The sequence below is a fragment of the Aeromonas sp. FDAARGOS 1407 genome, assembly GCF_019048725.1.
Classification (GTDB): Bacteria; Pseudomonadota; Gammaproteobacteria; order Enterobacterales; family Aeromonadaceae; genus Aeromonas; species Aeromonas enteropelogenes.
Window position 1 is genome coordinate 2580004 of record NZ_CP077399.1, and the last position, 21286, is coordinate 2601289.

A 21286-nucleotide genomic window follows, 5' to 3' on the forward strand; every position below is an offset into this window, starting at 1 on the left:
GTAAATTGCGGCACGGGAAGGTTCCCGTGCCGCGTGGAGGGCCGGATCAGAAACGGGCCGAGCCGCTGATGTAATAGCTGCGGCCCGGTTCCACGTTTTGGAAGAGGGCATCTTTCTCTTGCAGACGGACATCGGTCAGGTTGGTGATGCCGACTCGCAGATCAAAGTTGCTGGTTACCTTGAAGCCGGTGCCAAGATCGAACGTCTGGTAGCTGGGTAACTTATGCAACACAGTGGCCTTGTTGACGGTCTGCTCCGCAAACTGGGTGCCTGTGTAGGTCGTGACGACGAAGGCATTCACCCGCTCGGTGGCTTGCCAGGTGAGCCTGGCGTTGGCCTTGTGCTCCGGGCGCTCGGGCAGGGGCTGGCCTTGTTCCCCTTCCGCCTTGAGGTAGGTGTAGTTGGCATTGAGGCTGAGATCCTCGAACAGATCGAGGCGACCGGTCAGCTCCAGTCCCTTGGTCGTGGCCTTATCCAGGTTGTACCAGGTACGATCTTTGGAGTTGGGTATCTGCTTGAAGGTCAGCATGTCTTCTATGTCGGAGTAGAAGAGGGTGGCGCTGGTTTCCCAGATACCTTCCCCTGCGATGATCCCCAGCTCGTAGTTGGTGCTGGTCTCGGGTTTGACCTTGCCGCTGCCGTAGATGAGGCAGTTGCCGCCGCAGCTCTCGATGCTGTAACCCTTGGAGTATTGATGCGGAGCCGGCGCCTTGAAGGCCTGGCTGACGCCGCCCTTGACGGTCACCAGGTCGCTCAGCTCATAGACCAGATAACCGCGTGGCGTGAAGTGGCCGCCATAGATCTCGTGGTGATCGTAACGCCCCCCCAGGGTCAAGGTCAGGCTATCGGTCAGGCCGATCTCGTCCTGGGCAAACAGCGCCTCCTGGGCGTGACTCTCCCTGCCGCCGATATCCTTGTAGCTCACCGTATCCACCAGCTCCCGGTCGAGATATTCACCACCGAAGGTCAGATAGTGATTGGCCAGCATCAGATTGGTGTAACCCTTGAGAGTCAGGGTGTTCTCCTCCAACTCGCGCTGCTGGGGGGCTGAGTAGCTGGTGTTGAAGTCGTCGATCCGGGAGCTTTCGTAATTGGCCATGACGGTGGTGTCACCCCAGCTCCAGTTCCCCTTGTGAGTCAGGCCAAACAGATTGCGGTCGTTCTGCTGCTGGCGACTGTGCACCTTGTTGCCTGTTTTGCGGAAGATGTCGAGAGGCCGTTCGTCCTGGTTGTAGAGATAGTCGAGTTCGAAGCGTTGTTGCTCATCCACCAGCCAGCTCAGGGTGGACGCGAAGTTGCGCGTCTGTTTGGCTTCGATGAGGGGAATGCCGTCGGTTGCCTCTGTGGGTGTCCAGGCCTGGCGATCATAGACTTCGCCGTTCATCCGGATCAGCAGGTTGTCGGTCAGCGGGCCGGTAAAGCCCAGGTTGGTTCTGTGCTGCTCGCCGCCATCCTTGCCTTCTATGGCCTTGAAGTCGGCATCCGCCGCCCCCCGCCACTGCGTGCCCGGCTGCTTGGTGATGATGTTGATGACACCGCCGATGGCGTCGGAACCGTAGAGCGCTGACATGGGGCCGCGGATCACCTCGACCCGCTCGATCATGCCAAGGGGAACCGGAGTGTTGTCGAAGTTGCCGCCGCGCCACAGGGCATTGGAGGAGGAGAGGCGTTTGCCATCCACCAGTACGAGCGTGTATTTGCCCGACATGCCGCGAATGCCGATATCGCTGCGGCCATTGGTATCGGTTTCGGCCTGGATACCCACCTCGTGACGCAGCAGATCCGAGAGATCGTTGACCGGTGCCGCCTTAATCTGTTCGGCGGTGATGACAGAGATGGAAGCCGGTGCCGAGCGGGTGTTGTGTGCCGTGGTGGTGACGGTGATCACCTCGTCGGCTTGGGGCGTGCTATTGGCGGCTGTGGCTTGCTGGGTCAGCAAGGCCACTATGGTGGTGGCCAGTAGCGTGGGAGTGACAAAACGGGAGGCTGAGGATTTCATTATTTATATTTTCCATAATATCCAAATGATAAGCATTATCATTATCAAATTGCTTTTGCCTCGTTCGCAACTCTTTTTTTAGCTTACTTTCAAAGATTCATACGCTCCCCTTTTTGACAGAAAAGAAGTTAATGATATTGATTATCATTTGTATTGATCCAAGTTTTGCTCCTTGCTAGGATGCCGCTCACCTTGTTGCCAAGCGAGTCGAATGACGGGCTTGTCAGCATCAGGCAGAGATTCATTCCAAGGAGTAGCACCCTCATGTGTGACTATGTACAGGAAGAAGAGTGGCCCGCCACTGCGGCTGATCTGGACAGAGCCTGCTGTTTTGCCAGTGGTGAGCGGGTACTGCTCACCTCGGGCATTCACGACAGCTTCACTGGCATCGCACCGGGTCAGTTGCTGAGCCATTTGCGTCAGCTGCGCCGACAGGGCATGACCAATCCCGTCGCGATTGGCGCCATCCCCTTCGACACCCGAGCCCCCTGGCATCTGGTGATCCCGGAACAGTGGCAATGGATTGCACGGGAGCGCCTGTTGCCCAGCTGCCACTGCCAGTTGCACGGCAAGGTGTGTGAGGTGACCGATGCGGCTCACTATCAGGGGGCAGTGCGAGAGGCCCTGCAGCAGTTCAGCGAAGGCCAGCTTGAGAAGATAGTGCTTTCGCGAGCCATTGATGTGCAGAGCGCGCAGTGTACTGCCCCTTCGCAAGCCTATGGCAGCCTGCTGGCCCAGAATCCCGGGGCCTATGTGTTTCAGGTTCCGCTTCCCGAGGGGGAGACACTGCTGGGCGCGAGTCCAGAGTTGCTGATCTCGCGCAATGACATGACTGTGGTGAGCAACCCGTTGGCAGGCTCCCGTCCCCGCCACGCCTTTTGCGAACAACAGGCAGCCTGCGCCGATCTGCTGCAGGCACGCAAGGATCGCTATGAGCATGCGCTGGTGGCCGATGCGGTCGCGGCCGCGCTCTCTCCCTTCTGTCGCGAGCTCGAGGTGCCGGTTGAGCCGCAGGTGATCGCCACGTCCAGCATGTGGCACCTCTCGACCCGGATCGAGGGATGGTTGCGCGAGCCATCTACCGCGCTGGAGTTGGCACTGGCGCTCCATCCCACTCCGGCAGTATGTGGTACTCCCCAGGAGGAAGCCCGCCAGGCCATCGCCCGGCTGGAAGGATATGATCGTCACTTCTACAGTGGCGCAGTGGGGTGGATGGATGCCGATGGCAATGGCGAGTGGGCGGTCACTATTCGCTGCGGCATGCTGGCCGGGAAGACGTTGCGTCTCTATGCCGGCGCCGGGGTGGTGGTGGGTTCCTCGCCCGAGGCGGAGTGGCAGGAGACGGCCGCCAAACTCGGCACCATGCTGCGTGCCTTTGGCCTCGAGAGCCGTGAGCCGGAGGTGGCTGCATGAAGCCGCTGGTCCCCTTTACCCCCTGGCCCGCAGAACGCGCAGCCCACTATCGGGCGCAGGGGTGGTGGCGCGGTCAGCCGCTTACCGCCCTACTGGATGAGTCTGCAGAACGTTATCCCGATCGCACCGCCCTCATCTGCGGCGAGCGTATCCTGAGTTATGGCCAGCTGCGTCGTGAGGTCGATGCATTGGCGGCGCGGCTGGCCGCCCGCGGGCTCGGTCACGGCGATACCGCGCTGGTGCAGTTGCCCAACTGCGCCGAATTCTATATCTGCTGGTTTGCCTTGATCCGCTGTGGCGTGGTGGCGGTACATGCCCTCTTCAGCCATCAGCGGCGCGAGCTGGTCGCCTTTGCTCGCCAGATTGATCCCTCGCTGCTGGTATTGAGCCCTGCTCATCCGGGTTTTGCAGGGGAGGCGGGCAGCATGGCAGCCCTCGAGGCGATGGTGCAGCCATCCTGCCAGATGCTGCTCTTCGAGCCTGTAGACGGGGAGGCGTCAGCGCAAGGGTTTGCATGGCGTGAGCCGGAACCTGTTTCTGTTGCAGATCATCCGACACCTGTTGCAGTGGCGCACCCTGTGCCGACCCCGGCCGATCAGGTTGCCTTTTTCCAGCTCTCCGGTGGCAGCACAGGCACTCCCAAGCTGATCCCCCGTACTCACGACGACTACGGCTACAGCGTACGCCAGAGCGTGGCGGTCTGCGGCTGGGACGAGCGGGTCATTTATCTCTGTGCCCTGCCTGCCCCTCATAACTTTTCCCTGAGCTCTCCCGGAGCGCTCGGCGTTTTTCATGCCGGCGGCTGTGTGGTGATGGCGCCGGAGCCTTCACCGGCAACCTGTCTGCCACTGGTACAGCGTTACCGGGTCAACTGGGCCGCACTGGTACCCCCCGCCCTTGCGCTCTGGCTGGAGGCGGCAGGCCATTATCCGCAAACGTCCCTTGAGTGGGTGCAGGTGGGTGGCGCGCGCCTGAGTCCTGCGCATGCCGAGGCGGTGGAAAACCGTCTGGGTTGCCGCTTGCAGCAGGTGTTCGGCATGGCGGAGGGGCTGGTCAACTATACCCGCGCCGAGGATGACCACTGGCATCTCGTCAACACCCAGGGACGTCCGATGAGCCCGGGAGACGAGGTTGAGGTGCGTGACAGCAACGGGCGCACCTTGCCCGATGGCGAGTGCGGTGAGCTGTGGACGCGCGGCCCCTACACCTTCCGTGGTTACTACAAGGCCGAGGCCCACAATCTGCGGGCCTTCGATCGGGATGGCTTCTACTGCACCGGCGATCTGGTCTGCCGCTTGCCCGGCGGCCATTTGATGGTGGTCGGTCGCAACAAGGATCAGATCAACCGGGGTGGGGAGAAGATCGACGCCCTTGAGATAGAGGAGCTACTGCTCACTCATCCCGACGTGCGGCAATCGGCGCTGGTGGCCATACCCGATCCGCTGTTGGGGGAGCGCAGTTGTGCCTTTCTGATGAGCCGTGAGTCCCTCGATTTGCCCCGTTTGCGTCGTTTCCTGCGAGAGCAGGGGGTGGCGGACTACAAGTTGCCAGATCGCCTGGTGCTGGTGGATGAACTGCCCCAGACCCCGGTCGGCAAGATAGACAAACAGAGGCTGCGCGAGCAGCTTGCCAAGGAGTGTGCATGACCATTCAAGCCCTTGATGCCTACCCGCTACCCACCGCAGAAGAGCTGCCCGCCGCTCGGGTCAACTGGCCCTTCGAACCGGGCCGTGCCGTGCTGCTGATCCACGACATGCAGCGTTACTTTGTCGACTTCTACGGGTCGGATAACCCGCTTATCAACCAGGTCGTCGATAATATCGTGCTCCTGAGCCGCCAGGCCCGGGCCCTCGGCATGCCGGTGGTCTATACCGCCCAGCCCGCCGAGCAGAGTCCGGCTGATCGCGCCCTGCTCAGCGACATGTGGGGGCCGGGTTTGACCCGCTCGCCGGAACGCCAGCCCATTGTCGCGGCGCTGACGCCACAGCCGCAGGATACTGTGCTGATCAAGTGGCGCTACAGTGCTTTTTGCCGCTCCCCCCTTGCTGATCTGATGGCTGGATGGGGACGGGATCAGCTGGTGATCTGCGGTATCTACGGTCACATAGGGGTGATGCAGACGGCGGTCGATGCTTTCATGCGCGACATACGCCCCTTCCTTGTGGCCGACGCCATCGCCGACTTCTCCCGTGAGGATCATCTGCTGGCTCTCTCTTATGTCAGCCGCAATGCCGGCCGGGTGCTCACGGTGGCAGAGGTGCTGGAGGCAGCAAACGCTGTTCCGCTTAGCCGTGCGTTGTTGCAGGCGCAGGTGTTGGCCCGTTTGCCAGCAGAGATGCAGCAGACGCTGCCGGCAGAGGATGGGAACCTGCTCGACTACGGCCTCGATTCTTTGGCGGTGATGGGGTTGGTGGAGGAGTGGCGCCAGCGTGGCCTGGAGGTTGAACTCGTCGAACTTGCCCGTCAACCGACGCTGGCCCACTGGTGGTCGCTGCTCTCCCGTCACGCCGAACAGCCGGAGTGCACCCCATGAGCGAATGGCAAGGCAAAATCGTCTGGGTAACCGGCGCGGCGCAGGGAATAGGCCATGCCGTGGCGCGCACCTTTGCCGAGGCGGGGGCGAGCGTGGTGGTGCTCGATCTTCAGCTGGCCGAGGCGCTGCCTGGCAATGTGAAGGGGGTGGTGATCGATGTGAGCGACAGCGAGGCCATCGCCCGCTGCTGCGAGCAGTTGCTCGAAGAGGGGCTGGGGCCCGATGTGCTGGTCAATGTCGCCGGCGTGCTGGCCACCGGCAGGCTCGACGAAGTGGATGACGTCCTGTTGGCGCGCACCTTTGCCGTCAACACCTTTGCACCCTTCTACCTGATGCGGACTCTGGCCCCCTGGTTTCGCGCGCTGCGAGGCGGTGCCATCGTCAATGTCTCCTCCAATGCAGCCAAGGTGCCGCGAGCGGGGATGGGGGTCTATGGTGCTTCCAAGGCTGCACTGACCAGCCTCACTCTGACGGCGGGGCTTGAGCTCGCTCCTTACGGAGTGCGTTGCAATCTGGTGTCACCGGGGTCGACCCTGACGCCGATGTTGTGGGGCATGTGGCAGGACGGGGAGGGGGAGCGGAGAACCATCGCCGGGCTCCCCGAACAGTTCAAGCTGGGGATCCCCCTTGGCAAGCTGGCCACACCGGCCGACGTGGCGGCCTGCGTTCTCTTTCTCGCCTCCGATGCTGCCAGCCATGTCACTCTGCAGGATCTGGTGATCGATGGCGGCGCCACTCTGGGCGTCTAGCCCCGCATCTTCAGATGTCGCGGGCATCGCCCTTTTCTTACATTGAGGAGGCTCTGCTTCCTCGCTTTTCAAGCGTTCGGGGAGGCGAAAACGCTACCCGGTCGATGTTGCGCAAGGATATTCCCATGGAACAGACAATGGCGATGCGTGCCCCGCACCAGGGCGGGAACAAGCCGCGCTGGCCACTCACCACGGCGCAGGCGGGCATCTGGTTTGCCCAGCAAAAGTACCCGGAGAGTCCGGCTTGCAACACGGGAGAGTACTGGCTGCTGGAGGGGGCGCTTGCCCCTCACCACTTCATCCGGGCGGTGCGTCAGACGCTCGATGAGATCCCCGGTCTGCACTGCGCCTTTGTGGCAACGGGGGAGGGCCCCTTCATGGAGGCCAACCCCGCCTGCTGGCAGATGGCAGAGCGGGATCTGCGCCGTGAGGCCGATCCGCTCGCAGCGGCGCTGGTAGAGATGGAAACCCTGTTGGCGACCCCCTTCAATCTGGCCGAGGGCCCGCTCTTTGCCACCTCCCTCTACCGCCTTGCCGACCGGCAGTGGGCCTGGTTTATCGCGGTGCACCATATCGCCATCGACGGTTTTGGCCTGCGCCTGATCTGCCAACGCGTAGCGCTCTGGTACGAAGAGCTCTGCCGCGGGGATCTGCCAGCCCCATGCCGTTATGCCACCCAGACCGAGCTACTGGCTGAAGAGGCTGATTATCAGGCATCCCCCCGTGCCGCGCGGGATCTCGACTTCTTCGTGCAGCAGTTGGCTGGCGTGGAGAGCCCGGCGTCGCTCTCCCGTCGTCCGGCGCAGGGACCGGGAGACATCCATCGCCTCGAGCAGCGTTTGGCTGGCCGACTGTGGCAGGCTCTGGTGGCACGGGCTGGCTGCTCTTCCTGCCATCCATACAGCCTCTTGCTGGCGGCGGTAGCCAGCTATGTACACCGGATGAGCGGTGCTGGCGAGGTAGTGTTGGGGATCCCCCTGATGGGGCGGCTGGGCTCACAGGCAGCCGATACCCCCTGTATGAAGGTCAATGTGCTGCCCCTTCACATCGAGGTGACAGGGGCAAGCCGGGTTGGCGAGCTGCTGGCGCAGGTAGAGCGGCAATTTGCCGCCCTGCGTCGCCATCAGGGTTGTCGTCAGGAGCATTTGCAGCAGCGTCAGCCCGGGCGGCCTCTCTTTGGCCCTCAGGTCAACCTGATGCCCTTTACCCGCACCCTGACTTTTGGCGAGGTACGCGGGGAGGTGCGGGTACTGGCGGCGGGACCGGTGGAAGAGAGCGCCTTTTACTTTGCCGAGGAAGCAGGCGACGTCACCCTGATCCTTGAGACCCATCAGGGGCGCTTCAGCCGTCAGGAGAGTGAGCGCCATCTGGCCCGTCTGGTGGCCTATCTGGAGGCCTGGAGTGATGCCGGTGATGACATTGAGGCCGTGCGTCTGCCGCTGCTGCTGGCTTGTGAGCAGGCCGAATTGGCACGCTGGAACGAGACCAGCCATCCGTTACCATCCACCACGCTGAGCGCCCTGCTAGGCGAGGGGTTGGCCGCGGCCAACCCCGCCACCATCGCCCTTGAATGTTGTGAGGAGCGCTGGTCAGTGGCCGAGCTGCGCCAGCGCACTCGCCAGCTGGCCAGCTATCTGGTGGGGAGGGGGATAGGTCCCGGTTGCCGGGTGGCGGTGGTGATCCCCCGCTCGCCCGAGCTCATCTTGGCCCAGCAGGCCATCATGGCGGTGGGGGCCGTCTATGTGCCGGTCGACCCAGACTATCCGGCAGAGCGGATCGGCTACATTCTGGCCAGTAGCGAACCTGCGCTGTTATTGACTTGCCGAGCCCTGGCCATGTCGGTGGCGCCCGACATACCTGCCGTCTGCCTTGATGCACCGGAGGTGGCGAAGACGCTGGCGGCGGTGGCTCCTTGCACCTTGCCGGCCCCCAAACCGGAAGATGCTGCCTACATCATCTATACCTCGGGTTCGACAGGCCGCCCCAAGGGGGTGGTGGTGAGCCACGCCGCCATCGTCAACCGACTGCTCTGGATGCAACATATGTATCCCATCGGTCCAGCGGATCGAGTGCTGCAAAAGACGCCAGCCGGTTTTGATGTCTCCATCTGGGAGTTCTTCTGGCCTGTTATGACGGGGGCGCGATTGGTGCTCGCCAAACCGGGTGGTCACAAGGATCCCGCGTATCTTGCCGCGCTTATCGAGCAGACGGGGATCACCACCTTGCACTTCGTCCCCTCCATGTTGCAGATCTTCGTCGGTCAGGCCGAGCCCAAGCGTTGTCGCACCATGCGCCAGGTCTTCTGCTCCGGCGAGGCGCTGCCGGCCGATCTGGTACAGCGTTGGTATGGCGCTTTTGCCGCGCCCCTGCACAACCTCTATGGCCCGACCGAGGCGGCGGTGGATGTCACCTGGTACCCTTGCCGTGCGGATGAGGAGGTGACCAGCGTGCCCATCGGCTATCCGGTCTGGAATACCTGTATCCATATTCTCGATCCCTGGCTGCAGCCAGTGCCACCCGGTGTGGCGGGAGAGCTCTGGATCGGGGGCGTACAGGTGGCAGAAGGCTATTTCGGACAGCCCGAGCTTACCGCCGAGCGCTTTATTGCCAACCCCTTCGGGGCGGGGCATCTCTATCGAAGCGGCGATCTGGCCGCCTGGCGCGAGGATGGCGCCATCGAGTATCTGGGGCGCCTCGATTTTCAGGTGAAGATCCGCGGCCAGCGCATCGAGCTGGAGGAGATTGAGCTGGTGTTGCTGCAACATCCCCGCGTGGCGCAGACAGTGGTACTGGCCTCCGAGTTTGCCCAAGGCGATCGCCGCCTGGCGGCCTATGTGGTGGCCGCCGATGAGGGGGAGTTGACGCTGACAGAGCTGACGCCTGCGCTCAGTGCCGCGCTACCCGACTACATGGTGCCGGGGCTGCTGGTGACTCTGGCCGAGCTGCCGCTCACTCCCAACGGCAAGCTGGATCGCAAGGCATTGCCGCTGCCAGATCTTGCTACCGCAGTTGGCCAGCAGTTGCCGCGAACCCTGCTGGAGGAGCGGCTCTGCCGTCTCTTTGCCGAGGTGCTGGGGCTGGTGCGGGTCGGCGCCGGGGATAACTTCTTTGCACTCGGCGGCCACTCTCTGCTGGCAGCGCAACTGGTGGTACGCATTGAAGAGGCGCTCGGCCAGACGCTTTCCCTGGCCAGCCTGTTCGAAACACCTAGCCCTGCTCAGTTGGCACGGCATCTTGGCGGCGAGCGAGAAGGGATGCCAATGCTGTTGCCACTCAGGGGGCGCAGGGAGGAGGCGGTGCTATCCGGTCCAACCCTTTTCTGTGTCCATCCCGCCGGTGGCCTTGGCTGGTGTTATGCCTCGCTGGTGGCCCATCTACCTACCAGCATGGCGGTCTATGCCCTGCAGGCCCGGGCCCTCTGCCAGCCGGATGCCCCTTTGCCTGCCACATTCGATGAGCTGGCGCTTGACTATGTGACCGAGCTGCGTCGCCATCAGAGCGAGGGGCCTTACTGGCTGCTTGGCTGGTCGATAGGTGGCATGTTGGTTCACAGGATGGCGGCCATGCTGCAAGAGCAGGGGCAGGAGGTGGCCATGGTGTTGCTGCTCGATGCCTATCCCTGTCACCAGTGGCACACCCGGCCGCTGCCCGACGAGCAGCACATGCTCGATGCTCTGCTGCGGATGGGAGGCATTGCCGTGTCGGACGCGGCGCTGGGTTCCCTCACTCGTGAAGAGGTGGTTGCCCGGTTGGGGGAAGAAGGAAGTGCGCTGGCCATGCTCGATGAGCAAGTGGTGAGCGCCATGATCGGGCTGATTGACCACAATAACCGGCTGATCCGCCAGCCTGTCGACTATTGCTATCACGGAGAGGTGATCTTTATCGAGGCGGTGGGCTCCCGTCAGCCCTGGCTGGATGGCCGTGGCTGGGAGACCCTGACGCGAGGGACGATCCACTATCAGCACTTCCCGTGTCTGCATCAGGAGATGGTGCATCCTGACTGGCTGGCGAAGATAGGTGAGCTTGTCTGCAAGCGCCTTCAGGCAGCAGAGCGGGAGGTGCAGTCGTGACCCCGGTCGCGGCCATCAGGGAAGCGCTGCTGGCAGGCAAGCTGGTGGGGCTTGGGGAGCCGCACTGGCACCCCGCATTTATCAGGCGCCAGCACGCCTGGCTTTGCGATCCGATGCTCTGGGGGGTGATGACGGATCTGGTGCTTGAGTGCGGCAACCGCCGCCATCAGGGTCTGCTAGACGCCTGGCTGGCGGGAGCAGATTGCTGGCAGGGAGAGCCGCTCACGCTGGATAGCCTCTATCCGGTCTGGCTGGACTCCAGCGCTTTCACCGCCTGGATGCCCCCCGAGTTTCCAGCCCTCTTCGCTGCCTTGCGCCAGAGTAATCTGGCGCGTCCTGCGCAACTGCGGTTGCGGGTTCATCTGTGCGAGCCGCCATTCGAGTGGCAGGAGCTGACTCCCGAGGCGTGGCAATATCACAACAGGGGGCGGGATCAGGCGATGGCCGACTGTATCGCCGGGTTGCCCGAGCGCGGTGTGGTGGTGCTGGCGGGAGCGCGCCATCTGCTCAAGGCGGCGGGCGATCCCCATTTCTCGCTGCCAAGCCTTGGTCAGTTGCTTGAGATGGTCAATCCGGGGCGATTGCATGTGCTTTACCCTTGGCTCACTCCAGCTCCGATGGGGGAGGGCGTCAGTGGGGTGGACGGGCTTACTACGGCCGAGCTCTTTCCTCACTGGCAGGTCCAGTTCCCCCTCGACTCACTTATCGATCAACGAGTCTGGGTCGCAGGCGCCGAACGGCAGATACAGATTTGTCCGATCCTGCAGACAGAACCCTGGCGAAGCAGGTTGCGTGCCCGGGTTCCCTTGTTGCCTCCGAGAATGGCCAGCCAGCTGATACGCTGGCTGGATTGATACCAGGGAGTTCGACTCCCTTTTGGGTGTATTGGCGTTCTGTATCAGCTCCTGAAAACCTGCACCATTTACGGCATCACGCCACCTCTCTCGACGAAAATTCAATTTATTTACTATTTCAAAGAAGTTTCTACTGGTCTTACCTGGCTGATTCCCTTTGCTTTTTAATTAACATGATATTTACATTTGAGGTGTCACCACTCCGGTGGCGTTCTCAACGGCAAGGAGCCAGTTATGACCCATGTCGACATCCCTTTCCTTCGTTACCTCGATGCGGAAGGGGGCCAGGTTGCTAACCTGCCGACCTGGCTGGACAAGGCGATACTGCACACCTTCTACCGCAACATGGTGATGGTGCGTAGCTATGACAAGAAAGCGATCGCGCTGCAGCGAACCGGCAAGCTCGGTACATTCCCCTCCCATCTCGGGGCGGAGGCGGTCGGCGTCGGCATTGGTCTTGCCATGCAGCCGCAGGATGTCTATGTGCCCTACTACCGGGATATGCCCACCCTCTACGTGCGGGGCGTGCCCATGGAGAAGAACCTGCAGTATTGGGGAGGGGATGAGAGGGGAAGCTATTTTCTCAAGGCTGACGGCACTCCCTCGGAGGATCTGCCCATCTGCGTTCCTATCGCCACCCAGATCACCCATGCCTGCGGCATTGCCGCCGCGTTCAAGCTGCGCAACCAGCCCAGGGTTGCCGTGGTCACCATCGGCGATGGCGGCACCTCCAAGGGGGACTTTCTGGAGGGGCTGAACTGCGCCGGCGTCTGGCATCTGCCCATGGTCATCATCATCAACAACAATCAGTGGGCCATCTCGGTGCCCCGCAAGTTGCAGTCGAGCGCCCCGACCCTGGCCCAGAAAGGAATTGGGGCCGGAGTGCGCAGCCTGCAGGTCGATGGCAACGATGTGGTCGCTGTCTACGATGCCGCCCGCAGCGCCATCGAGCGGGCTCGCACCGGCAAGGGACCGACCCTGATCGAGGCGGTGAGTTATCGCCTCGGGGATCACACCACCGCCGATGATGCCACCCGCTATCGTGACGGGGCTGAAGTTGAGGCCGCCTGGGCCCGCGAGCCGGTCAAACGGCTGCGCCAGTTCATGCACAGCCAAGGGTGGTGGGATGAACAGCAGGAGCAGGCGTTGCTGGCCGAGGCGAGCCAGGAGGTGGAGCAGGCGGTGGCACGCTACGAGGCGATGCAACCCCAACCACCGGAGGCGCTGCTTGATTATCACTACGCCGAACTGCCCGCCGAGCTGCTGCCCCAGCGCGAGCGGATCATTGCCAAGGGGATGAAGCGGGAGGCTGGCCATGAGTGAGATGAGTCTGCTGGAAGCGGTCAATATGGCTCTTCACTACGAGATGGAACATGACCCCGACGTGGTGGTGCTGGGGGAGGATGTGGGGGTCAATGGCGGGGTATTTCGCGCTACTGTGGGCCTTCGCGACAAGTTCGGTTTCAAGCGGGTGATAGATACGCCACTGGCCGAGGGGCTGATCGCCGGGGTGGCGGTCGGCATGGCGACCCAGGGGCTCAAGCCGGTGGCCGAGTTCCAGTTTCAGGGGTTTATCTTCCCCGGCATGGAGCAGATCATCTGCCAGGCGGCCCGGATGCGCAACCGTACGCGCGGCCGCCTCTCCTGTCCCATCGTTTACCGCTCCCCCTATGGTGCCGGCATCCACTCGCCCGAGCACCACAGCGAGAGCGTCGAGGCGCTGTTTGCCCATATTCCAGGGCTTCGGGTGGTTATCCCCTCCAGCCCGCGGCGCGCCTACGGCCTGCTGCTCTCGGCCATCCGCGATCCGGATCCCGTGATGTTCTTCGAGCCAGATCGCATCTATCGCTCCATGAAGTCCGACGTGGTGGATGACGGTATCGGCCTGCCCCTGGATGTCTGTTTTACTCTAAGGCCCGGGCGGGACATCACGGTTGTTGCCTGGGGGGCCTGCGTGCAGGAGGTGATGCGGGCGGCGAACCTGCTGGCCGAGCAGGATATCCAGTGCGAGGTACTGGATCTGGCTACCATCAAGCCGCTGGACATGGAGACTATCCTGGTTTCGGTGCGCAAGACCGGCCGCCTGCTGGTGGTGCACGAGGCGTGTGGCAGTTTTGGCGTGGGCGCCGAGATTGTGGCGCGAGCGACCGAGCAGGCATTGACCTCCCTCAAGGCACCGCCAAAGCGCCTGACCGGGGTGGATGCGGCCGTGCCCTATTATCGCAACGAAGAGTATTACCTCATCACCGAGCAGGATATCGCGGATGCGGCTCACCAGCTGATGGAGAACTGGTCATGAAATTTTTCAAATTACCGGATCTGGGCGAAGGACTGGCCGAGGCCGAGATTGTTGAGTGGAAGGTGAAGGTCGGCGATACCGTGGCGGTCGATCAGGTGTTGCTCTCGGTCGAAACGGCCAAGGCGCTGGTGGACGTGCCTTCACCGGTGGCGGGGGGGATCGCCCGCCTGTGCGGCGAGGAGGGGGATATCCTCCATATCGGCGCCCCGCTGGTGGAATTTGAAGGGGGCGAGGATGACGGCACAGTAGTGGGCAAGGTGAGCGCCCATCAGCATCATATCGAGGATCACTTCGTGGTGGGGGCCATTGCGCCCGGCGGCACTCTGGTGCGGGCCATGCCTGCGGTGCGCCTGCTGGCCCAGAAATTGGGGCTGGATATCGAGCGACTCAAGGGGAGCGGCAATGCCGGCATGGTGACCGAGCAGGATGTGCAAGCGGCCTTCGAAGCGATGCAGGGCAGTGGCAACGAATTTCTCAAGGGATCGCGCCGGGCCATGGCCAAGGCGATGGAGATTTCCCATCAGACGGTGGTGCCGGTCAGCATCACCGACGAGGTGGATTTGCGTCACTGGCGAGCCGATGAAGACGTGACGGTACGTCTCATCAAGGCCATCGGCGTGGCCTGTCGTGCCGAGCCCTCCATGAACGCCTGGTTCGATGGTGAGACCCTGTCAAGGCGGCTGTTCAACGAGGTCAATGTGGCCATTGCGGTGGATTCCAGACATGGGCTCTATGTGCCCGTGATGGAGAACGTAGCCGAGCGGGAAGGGGTCGACATCCGCCAAGGGCTGGATCGGATGATAGCCGACGTGAAGGCCCGTGCTGTGCCGCGCGAGATGCTGCAGGGGGCGACCATCACGCTGACCAACTTTGGCGCCATCGCGGGTCGCTACGCCAGCCCCATAGTGACGCCGCCCCAGGTGGCCATCATAGGGGCCGGGAAATTGTTCGAAAAAGTGGTCTTCATTCACGGGGAGGCCAGGCCGGTTCGGGCACTGCCTTTGTCGATGACGTTTGACCACAGAGCCTGCACCGGTGGTGAGGCGGCACGCTTCCTAAAAACCCTGGTACAAGCACTGGAAGCGCCGAGTCTGTAAACGATTGTGCCCTGCTCCCGCAGGGCACAAATTTGTTTGCGTAATCTACAAAGCCACGTATAATCCTATCCAGCTTGAAAGGGCGATAGTTATGTCAATGAATTTGATGTTTTACATCTTTTCCTGTTGTTCATAAGTTAATCCCGTTTTTTGAGCTTTACCCGCTGAAAAGCATAAGTAATTATTTTGAATACAGGTTTAAAGATATGTCTAACATGATCACCGGTACCGTTAAGTTTTTCAACGAAACCAAAGGTTTTGGCTTCATCCAGCAAGAAAACGGCCCGGACGTTTTCGTTCACTTCAGCGCCATTCAAGGTAACGGTTTCCGTACCCTGGCTGAAGGTCAGCGCGTACAGTTCTCTGTGACCCAAGGTCAAAAAGGCCCGCAGGCTGAGAACGTAACTGCTCTGTAATCTTACAGAATTTAAGAAAGCCGTGGTGCCTCAGGTACCACGGCTTTTTGTTTATCTGGAGTCCATCAGGGCTCAGGACGCGGGTTGAATCATGCTGTTGCCACTGCTGATCCTTGCTACCTCCATGTCGACACCGGAAGTGCCGGTGCAAGCTGCCATGCAGGCACAAAGCGTCTGCCGGCAATTCGTGGCGGTGCGTCTGGGCAGTGATCGCCAGCCTGACGAGATACAGGCCCGGCCTCTGCCTGGCAAGGAAGGGGAGTGGCTGGTGGACGGCAAAGTAAAAGGACCCGAAGGTCCTTTGCTGTTTGCCTGTCACCTGCATCAGGGACGGCGTTGGAAATTGCTGAATTTTTCGCTCTGGGCACCGCAACCCGTCAAACAGGCTTGAGCGCGACCAGCAGGTGCTGCAGATGCTCTACCATGGTCATGCCAAACGGGGTGAGATAACCGCCATCTTCCGCGCTGATGAGCCCCTGCTGATGCAGGCGAGCCGCCGCCTGGCACAGCTCCTCGGACATATCGCTGCGCAACTTGATCCCCAGGCTCATGTTGGCTGGATCAAAGCAAGCCAGTATCTTCAACTGGTTTATCACGTCATCCGAAATCTGATCGATACCAATCATGGATCCACTCCTTACGCTAAAGATGTAAGCAAACTAGCATCCCTGTCGCCACTTTAGTGGGCGCTGGCTCAAATTATTGCGCTTTGCAGGGGGCGTATAGGGTGAGTGCTGTTTTTTTGGTCGTTATCAAGTACTTGGCGTTCGGTTTATCGAAAGGTTTGGGCCGTACAAACATGATAGGATAGGTCACTCCTTTTATATCGGACGGTCCGTCGGCGACTGTTCGCTCGGTTCAAGGTATCGTCCATGGTCAAGATCACTCTGGTATCCCTGCTGCATTCACTATCTGCCCGTTTTCCCGTCTATCAGACGTCATTGCTGACATCCCTGCTGGACTCCTGCCAGGGGGAGGTATGGCTGCCCGCTCGCAAGGGGAGTGATGTCGCCCAGCTGCGCAAACACGCCAAAGGAGCGTCAGCTGGTGAGCTGGTCTCCCTCGATGCGGGCTGGTGCGACTTTGCCACTGGCGCTAGTGGGGCCACGGCAGAGCTCGATGCCCTGGCCAACTATGATGCCGAGATGATGGACAACCTCCTGATGTATTGGCACAGCGCCGCCAAGATCAACAGTCCCATCACCGACAACCTGTTCGAACTGCGCCGCGAGGTGGTGGATGAAGCCCATGGCACCAAGCTGGCGCAGGCCTGGCAACAGCAGCAGCAACAGCGTTTCGAGCAGCTGATGGCCGCTGCGGCCAGTGGCCGTGATCAGCTTTGCTTTGTGGAAGTCGAATCCGCCTACTGGCTGCGCCAGAAGCTGAGTGAAGTGGCTGAGATCGAACTGGTTACCCCCGAACTTTGACGAAATCCCCAGGCAGTTGCCGCTATGTGGCGTGCTTCTGCCCTATTCTTGTGGGCGTCCCAACCCCTCATTCGGTGCCGGGGGCGGCGAGCTGGACAAGCTGACCACAAGATGTGAACATGGCGCCCTTTTATCGAGAGAGAGACCTGGCCGATGAGCTATGAACTGAGCGACACCGAGCGCAATGCCGCGCTGCAACTGAATGCCGACTACCGATACGATCACTTCATCAGCAAGCTGGTCGAGCATGAAGAGCTCTACGTGCTAACCGATGAGCACGGCGTCATGATGCTGACCACCGACGATGAAGACTGCATCCCGGTCTGGCCGCATCCCGAGTACGCCAAGGCGTGGGCCGAAGGCGAGTGGGCCGATTGCAAACCGCAGTCCATCACCCTGAAGGTGTGGCTGGAGCGCTGGATCGACGGCATGGAGCAGGACGATCTGTGTGTCGCCGTGTTCCCGACTCCGGATCAGGAAGGTATCGTGCTGGAGCCGGCCGACGTGGCCGACGCCATCGCCCAGAAGCAGGCCAAGCGCGGCTAAGCGACTGCGACCTGTCCCCGCAACCGGTCAGTTGCAATAACAAGACCCCGCCAATGAGCGGGGTCTTTTGTTGGGGGGGAGAGGGGCGGTCAAGGCTGCAGGTAGGTTTTGTCTATTCGCATGACCGGGGGGAATGTCTGGCCACGCTTGATGGCCGCCTTCGTCTCGGTTTTCAGGGCCTCGTCAATCCACAGCAAACCGCCGTAACTGTAGCCACTGTTGCCCCCGTCCAGGGGCCAGTAGAGCAGTTCGCTCTTGGGCGTGGCGGGCACCTTGGGCAGTTTTATCCAGCGCCAGGCCCCTTCCCGGGTATAGGGCACCTGATAGGCGGGTACGAAGCTGGCCAGCTCATAGAGCCGCTGCTGGATCTGCCGTGACAGCGCCGCCTTTTTGGCGAAGTCGAACTCCTTGTCGTACTGCTCCACCAGGGCCGAGATGGCGTCATCATCGATGTTCATGATGTTGTTGGTCTGGGGCTTGTTGGCGTTGACCTTGTGGAAAAACTCCCAATAGGCAGGATAACGGCCACCGCTCCAGGCCATCCAGGCACTCTGGTGCTTCTTCTCCAGCATGGATTTGAAGCCGGCCGAGGCATCCATCAGGTTGAGCTCGAGATTGAGCCCCGCCTTTTTCGCCTCTTCCCGCAGCAGGGTCAGGCGCTGGGCATGTTCCGCCGTGGTGTAGGTGATGGTCAGGGTCAGCGGTTGTCCCTTGTTATCCTGCAAGATCCCGTTTGGCCCCGCCTTGCTGAAGCCTGCCTTGGCAAAGTACTCTCGGGCGAGTTTGGGGTCGAAGGGGCGCGCCTTGATCTCGGTATTGGTAAAATCCCCCTGGCCCGATCCGTAACTGTTGAGACGCTGATAATCTCCTCGCAGCAGGGTGGTGAGCATCTTGTCGAGGTTGAGGGCGTACTGGATGCCGAGACGCACGTTGAGATCTCGCAGCAAGGGATCCGCCGTGTTGAGGTAGAGCCCCATGGGAGATTGCGGGGTCTGGTTATAGAACCAGGTCCGCTCGATATAGCCCTTCTCGAACTCGGCCGTTTTGGTCTTGTCGTGCCACCAGTTGGGCATGGTCAGGCCAAAGGTGTCGAGATCGCCGCGCAGAAAGTGCTGCCAGGCGATGTTCTGATCCCGCAGTACCTTGATCTCAATCCTGTCCGGGTTGAAGCGGTGCTGAAAGTAGCGCTCCTCATCTCCCCACCAATCCTTGACCCGCTCCAGGGTGATGGACTTGCCTTTTTTCACCTCGCCGATCCGGTAGGCGCCGGTAACCGGCAAGACCTTCCAGTTGTACTCCTTGACCCAGTTGGCGGTGAGCTTGATGGCGTGGCTCGGTACCGGGGTGAAGGGCAGGGAGTCCAGCAAATCTTGGCGGCTCTTCTCGCTGCCGCTGGTGATGGCCAGGGTATGATCATCAAATTTGGTGACGTCGGTTATCTGGGTGCTGTAGTAGTTGTTGTACCAGGGGTCGTTGATCTCCTTGCTGCGCAGCATCTTGAGGGCGAACAGCCAGTCATCGGCGGTGACCGGCTTGCCGTCCGACCAGCGCGCCTTGGGGTTGATGCGAAAATAGAGGGTCTTGTTGTCGGGTCCGAAGGCCCACTCATTGGCCAGCAGCGGCATGGGATTGCCGGTCAGCGGATGGGTACCGAGCAGAGGCAGGTTGGTCTCCCTGACATAGCCGGCAAAGCCGCCATTGGAGTCGGGCCCGTAGACGCGCAGGGTGAGCGGGAAACTGGTCATGAAAGTGTTGAAGGTGCCGCCCCGTTTGGCCGCCGGATCCCCATAGACGGGATCCGTGTTGTTGCTCTCCCACGTGAGATCGGCCGGCAGGGCGGCGCTCCAGCCAACCTGGCTCCAGCACAGGGTCAGGGTGATGGCGGTGGCGCGGATCAGATGGGGAAGGGCACGCCCCCCGGCGGCGATGGTCGATGGCATATCCTTGCTCTCCTGTTGGCTGCATCCTGCAGGTCACTCATGGGTGACACCACTCCCGATGGGGATTGGGCCATCATGGAAATTTTCCCCGAGCGGGTCAATGGTCAGAGGCAAATAACGCGAAGCAATCAAGGGGTTGGCTGTGGCTTCAACCAGCGCAGCCGTCCCCCCAGCAGGTGCACCACGAAGCCGAGCAGCACCAGGGCCGAGCCCAGCCACTGCAAGGGGGTGGGATGTTCGTCCAGCAACAGGGCGGCGGCCACCATGCCGACGCAGGGCACCAGCAGGGAGAGGGGGGCCACCTGGGCAACCGGATAGCGCATCAGCAGCCGCCCCCACAGGCCGTAGCCCAGCCAGGTGGCGATCAGCGAGAGGTAAAGCACGCAGAGTACGCCCTGCCAGCTGATGTGGTGCAGGCTGCTCGTGATGCGTTCGGGCCCCTCGAACATCCAGGAGAGGGCGAGAAACGGCACTATGGGCACCAGGCCACCCCAGGCGATGAGGCTCGGCAGGGCGGCTTGATAGCGCAGACCAATCTGGCGATTGATCACGTTGCCAAGGCCCCAGCAGGCCGCGGCACAGAGGGTCAGGGCAAAGCCGAGCAGGGTCAGGTTACCCGCCCCCTGGGTCGCGATAAGGTAGAGCCCGGCACCTGCCAGCGGCAGGGCAACCCAGTGGTGGGGTTGCCAGCGCTCCCCCAGCCAGAACATGGCAAACAACAGGGTGAAGAGCACCTGGGATTGCAGCACCAGGGAGGCCATGCCCGCCGGCATGCCGAACTTCATGGCGCAAAACAGGAAGGCAAACTGGCCCAGGCTGATGGTGCCGCCATAGGCGAGCAACCAGCGCCAGGGCAGAGCGGGTCTTGGTACCAACAAGATTGCCGGGAAGACGACGCCGATAAAGCGCAGTGCCCCCAGCAGCAATGGCGGGATCCCCTCCAGCCCCCACTTGATCACCACGAAGTTGAGTCCCCAGCAGAGGATGACCAGGGCGGCCAGACATTTATCCTTGATGTGCATCTTGGGTCCTTGTGCGAGAGACGCTGCCCACAGGTGGTCTGTCTGCGGGCGGCGCAAGGGGTTAAGCATACTTCGGGCTGGGTGGCGGGCGTCAAGTCATCCGGCTGTGCGGGACGCCGGGGTTGGCCTGATGAGCGGGCTCAGGCCGTGACGCAGTGCAGGGTGAGACCGCGCGCCGCGAGCGCCGCCCGCATAGGGGCCGGCAGGGCATCGTCGGTGACCAGCACGCCGATCTCGCCGGGTTTGCCGAGGGGGCTCGGGTGAATGGCGCCAAACTTGCTGCTGTCGGTGATGACCACATTGGTCACTCCCTTGGCCAGCACGCTGTTGACCACGTCGGCCCGCATCATGTCCCGGCTGGTGAATCCCACCTCGGGGTGAAAGCCATCGACCCCGATAAAGGCTTTGGAGAAGTGCACCTGCTCGATGCAAAGGCGGGTCAAAGGCCCCACCACGCTCTCGCTCTGGTGCTGGAACAGGCCGCCGAGCAGCACTACCTGGGCCTGGGTGTCTTTGAGCAGGTGGGCGATATAGCTGCTGATGGTGATGATGGTGACCCGCTTGTGCAGGGCCAGGTGGCGGGCCAGCAGGGCGTTGGCGCTGCCCCCCTCGATAAAGACCGTCTCGCCATCTTCCACCAGCTGGGCCGCCCGCTCGGCGAGGCGCTCTTTGAGCAGATAGTTGATGTTCATCCGGGCGTCCGGGTCATCGCTTTCCAGCGCCATGGCTGAGCCATGCACCCGCTTGAGCAGACCCTGTTTTTCCAGGGCGGTGAGATCGTTGCGCACCGTGACTTCCGACACGCCGGTATGTTGCGCCAGCTCGGCCACGCTCATCTTGCGGGACTGGTGGACCAGGGTGAGGATCTGTTGGTGGCGTGGGTTCATGGGGGCTCGCATACAAAAAACGGTGATGGCAGGG

At 61.7% G+C, this 21286-nt stretch carries 18 protein-coding genes; 13 read left to right on the forward strand and 5 right to left on the reverse strand.

All coding sequences use genetic code 11. From position 1 onward, the window contains the following. Positions 1 to 46 precede the first annotated feature (46 nt). Positions 47 to 1999, reverse strand: coding sequence for a TonB-dependent receptor (locus tag I6L37_RS12405; RefSeq protein ID WP_216991981.1), 1953 nt, complete (start codon positions 1997 to 1999; stop codon positions 47 to 49). A 264-nt stretch (positions 2000 to 2263) separates the two neighbouring features. On the opposite strand from I6L37_RS12405, the gene I6L37_RS12410 reads away from it, so the two are divergent. The 11 genes from I6L37_RS12410 to I6L37_RS12460 all read left to right on the forward strand — a co-directional run bounded on the left by I6L37_RS12410 (position 2264) and on the right by I6L37_RS12460 (position 15821). Continuing rightward, on the forward strand, positions 2264 to 3412 hold the full coding sequence (locus I6L37_RS12410; protein WP_216991982.1) for an isochorismate synthase MenF: 1149 nt from the start codon (positions 2264 to 2266) through the stop codon (positions 3410 to 3412). Then, complete coding sequence (locus I6L37_RS12415; protein WP_061475508.1) at positions 3409 to 5058, forward strand: (2,3-dihydroxybenzoyl)adenylate synthase; 1650 nt, start codon at positions 3409 to 3411, stop codon at positions 5056 to 5058. Before I6L37_RS12410 ends, I6L37_RS12415 begins: the two co-directional genes overlap by 4 nt. Next, entirely contained in the window at positions 5055 to 5945 is an 891-nt protein-coding gene (locus I6L37_RS12420; protein WP_216991983.1) for an isochorismatase family protein, read from the forward strand. Before I6L37_RS12415 ends, I6L37_RS12420 begins: the two co-directional genes overlap by 4 nt. Further along, on the forward strand, positions 5942 to 6694 hold the full coding sequence (dhbA, locus tag I6L37_RS12425; RefSeq protein ID WP_216991984.1) for a 2,3-dihydro-2,3-dihydroxybenzoate dehydrogenase: 753 nt from the start codon (positions 5942 to 5944) through the stop codon (positions 6692 to 6694). The genes I6L37_RS12420 and dhbA overlap by 4 nt, the downstream gene beginning before the upstream one ends. Before the next feature lie 125 nt (positions 6695 to 6819). Further along, entirely contained in the window at positions 6820 to 10764 is a 3945-nt protein-coding gene (locus I6L37_RS12430; protein WP_216991985.1) for a non-ribosomal peptide synthetase, read from the forward strand. Then, positions 10761 to 11618 (forward strand): hypothetical protein, encoded by an 858-nt coding sequence (locus I6L37_RS12435; protein WP_216991986.1) that lies wholly within the window; start codon positions 10761 to 10763, stop codon positions 11616 to 11618. Before I6L37_RS12430 ends, I6L37_RS12435 begins: the two co-directional genes overlap by 4 nt. Positions 11619 to 11852: 234 nt before the next feature. After that, a complete protein-coding gene (pdhA, locus tag I6L37_RS12440; RefSeq protein WP_216991987.1) occupies positions 11853 to 12941 on the forward strand; it encodes a pyruvate dehydrogenase (acetyl-transferring) E1 component subunit alpha in 1089 nt (362 codons plus the stop codon). Further along, positions 12934 to 13917: an alpha-ketoacid dehydrogenase subunit beta gene (locus I6L37_RS12445; RefSeq protein ID WP_216991988.1), complete on the forward strand. Its 984-nt coding sequence runs from the start codon at positions 12934 to 12936 to the stop codon at positions 13915 to 13917. Before pdhA ends, I6L37_RS12445 begins: the two co-directional genes overlap by 8 nt. Continuing rightward, the gene (locus tag I6L37_RS12450) at positions 13914 to 15014 is read left to right on the forward strand and encodes a dihydrolipoamide acetyltransferase family protein (protein WP_216991989.1); all 1101 of its coding nucleotides are present in this window, start codon (positions 13914 to 13916) and stop codon (positions 15012 to 15014) included. Before I6L37_RS12445 ends, I6L37_RS12450 begins: the two co-directional genes overlap by 4 nt. Before the next feature lie 206 nt (positions 15015 to 15220). Beyond that, entirely contained in the window at positions 15221 to 15430 is a 210-nt protein-coding gene (locus I6L37_RS12455; RefSeq protein WP_005302803.1) for a cold-shock protein, read from the forward strand. Positions 15431 to 15521: 91 nt separating this feature from the next. Next, positions 15522 to 15821 carry a hypothetical protein gene (locus I6L37_RS12460; protein ID WP_216991990.1) on the forward strand — a complete coding sequence of 100 codons (300 nt, stop codon included), beginning with the start codon at positions 15522 to 15524 and terminating at the stop codon, positions 15819 to 15821. Here the strand turns inward: I6L37_RS12460 and I6L37_RS12465 are convergent. After that, positions 15808 to 16056, reverse strand: a complete 249-nt coding sequence (locus tag I6L37_RS12465) for a TIGR02647 family protein (protein WP_026457400.1) — start codon at positions 16054 to 16056, stop codon at positions 15808 to 15810. The genes I6L37_RS12460 and I6L37_RS12465 overlap by 14 nt on opposite strands. Before the next feature lie 246 nt (positions 16057 to 16302). Between I6L37_RS12465 and I6L37_RS12470 the strand changes: the two genes are divergently transcribed. Beyond that, positions 16303 to 16857 (forward strand): hypothetical protein, encoded by a 555-nt coding sequence (locus I6L37_RS12470; protein ID WP_216991991.1) that lies wholly within the window; start codon positions 16303 to 16305, stop codon positions 16855 to 16857. Between the two features lie 153 nt (positions 16858 to 17010). Next, entirely contained in the window at positions 17011 to 17403 is a 393-nt protein-coding gene (locus tag I6L37_RS12475) for a DUF2750 domain-containing protein (protein ID WP_201940154.1), read from the forward strand. A gap of 89 nt (positions 17404 to 17492) precedes the next feature. On the opposite strand, the gene I6L37_RS12480 is transcribed toward I6L37_RS12475, so the two are convergent. The 3 genes from I6L37_RS12480 to I6L37_RS12490 form a co-directional block, all read right to left on the reverse strand. Beyond that, complete coding sequence (locus tag I6L37_RS12480; protein ID WP_216991992.1) at positions 17493 to 19343, reverse strand: extracellular solute-binding protein; 1851 nt, start codon at positions 19341 to 19343, stop codon at positions 17493 to 17495. A 128-nt stretch (positions 19344 to 19471) separates the two neighbouring features. Then, on the reverse strand, positions 19472 to 20365 hold the full coding sequence (locus I6L37_RS12485) for an EamA family transporter (RefSeq protein WP_216991993.1): 894 nt from the start codon (positions 20363 to 20365) through the stop codon (positions 19472 to 19474). Between the two features lie 140 nt (positions 20366 to 20505). Next, on the reverse strand, positions 20506 to 21252 hold the full coding sequence (locus I6L37_RS12490) for a DNA-binding transcriptional regulator YciT (RefSeq protein ID WP_201940148.1): 747 nt from the start codon (positions 21250 to 21252) through the stop codon (positions 20506 to 20508). Positions 21253 to 21286: the final 34 nt, after the last annotated feature.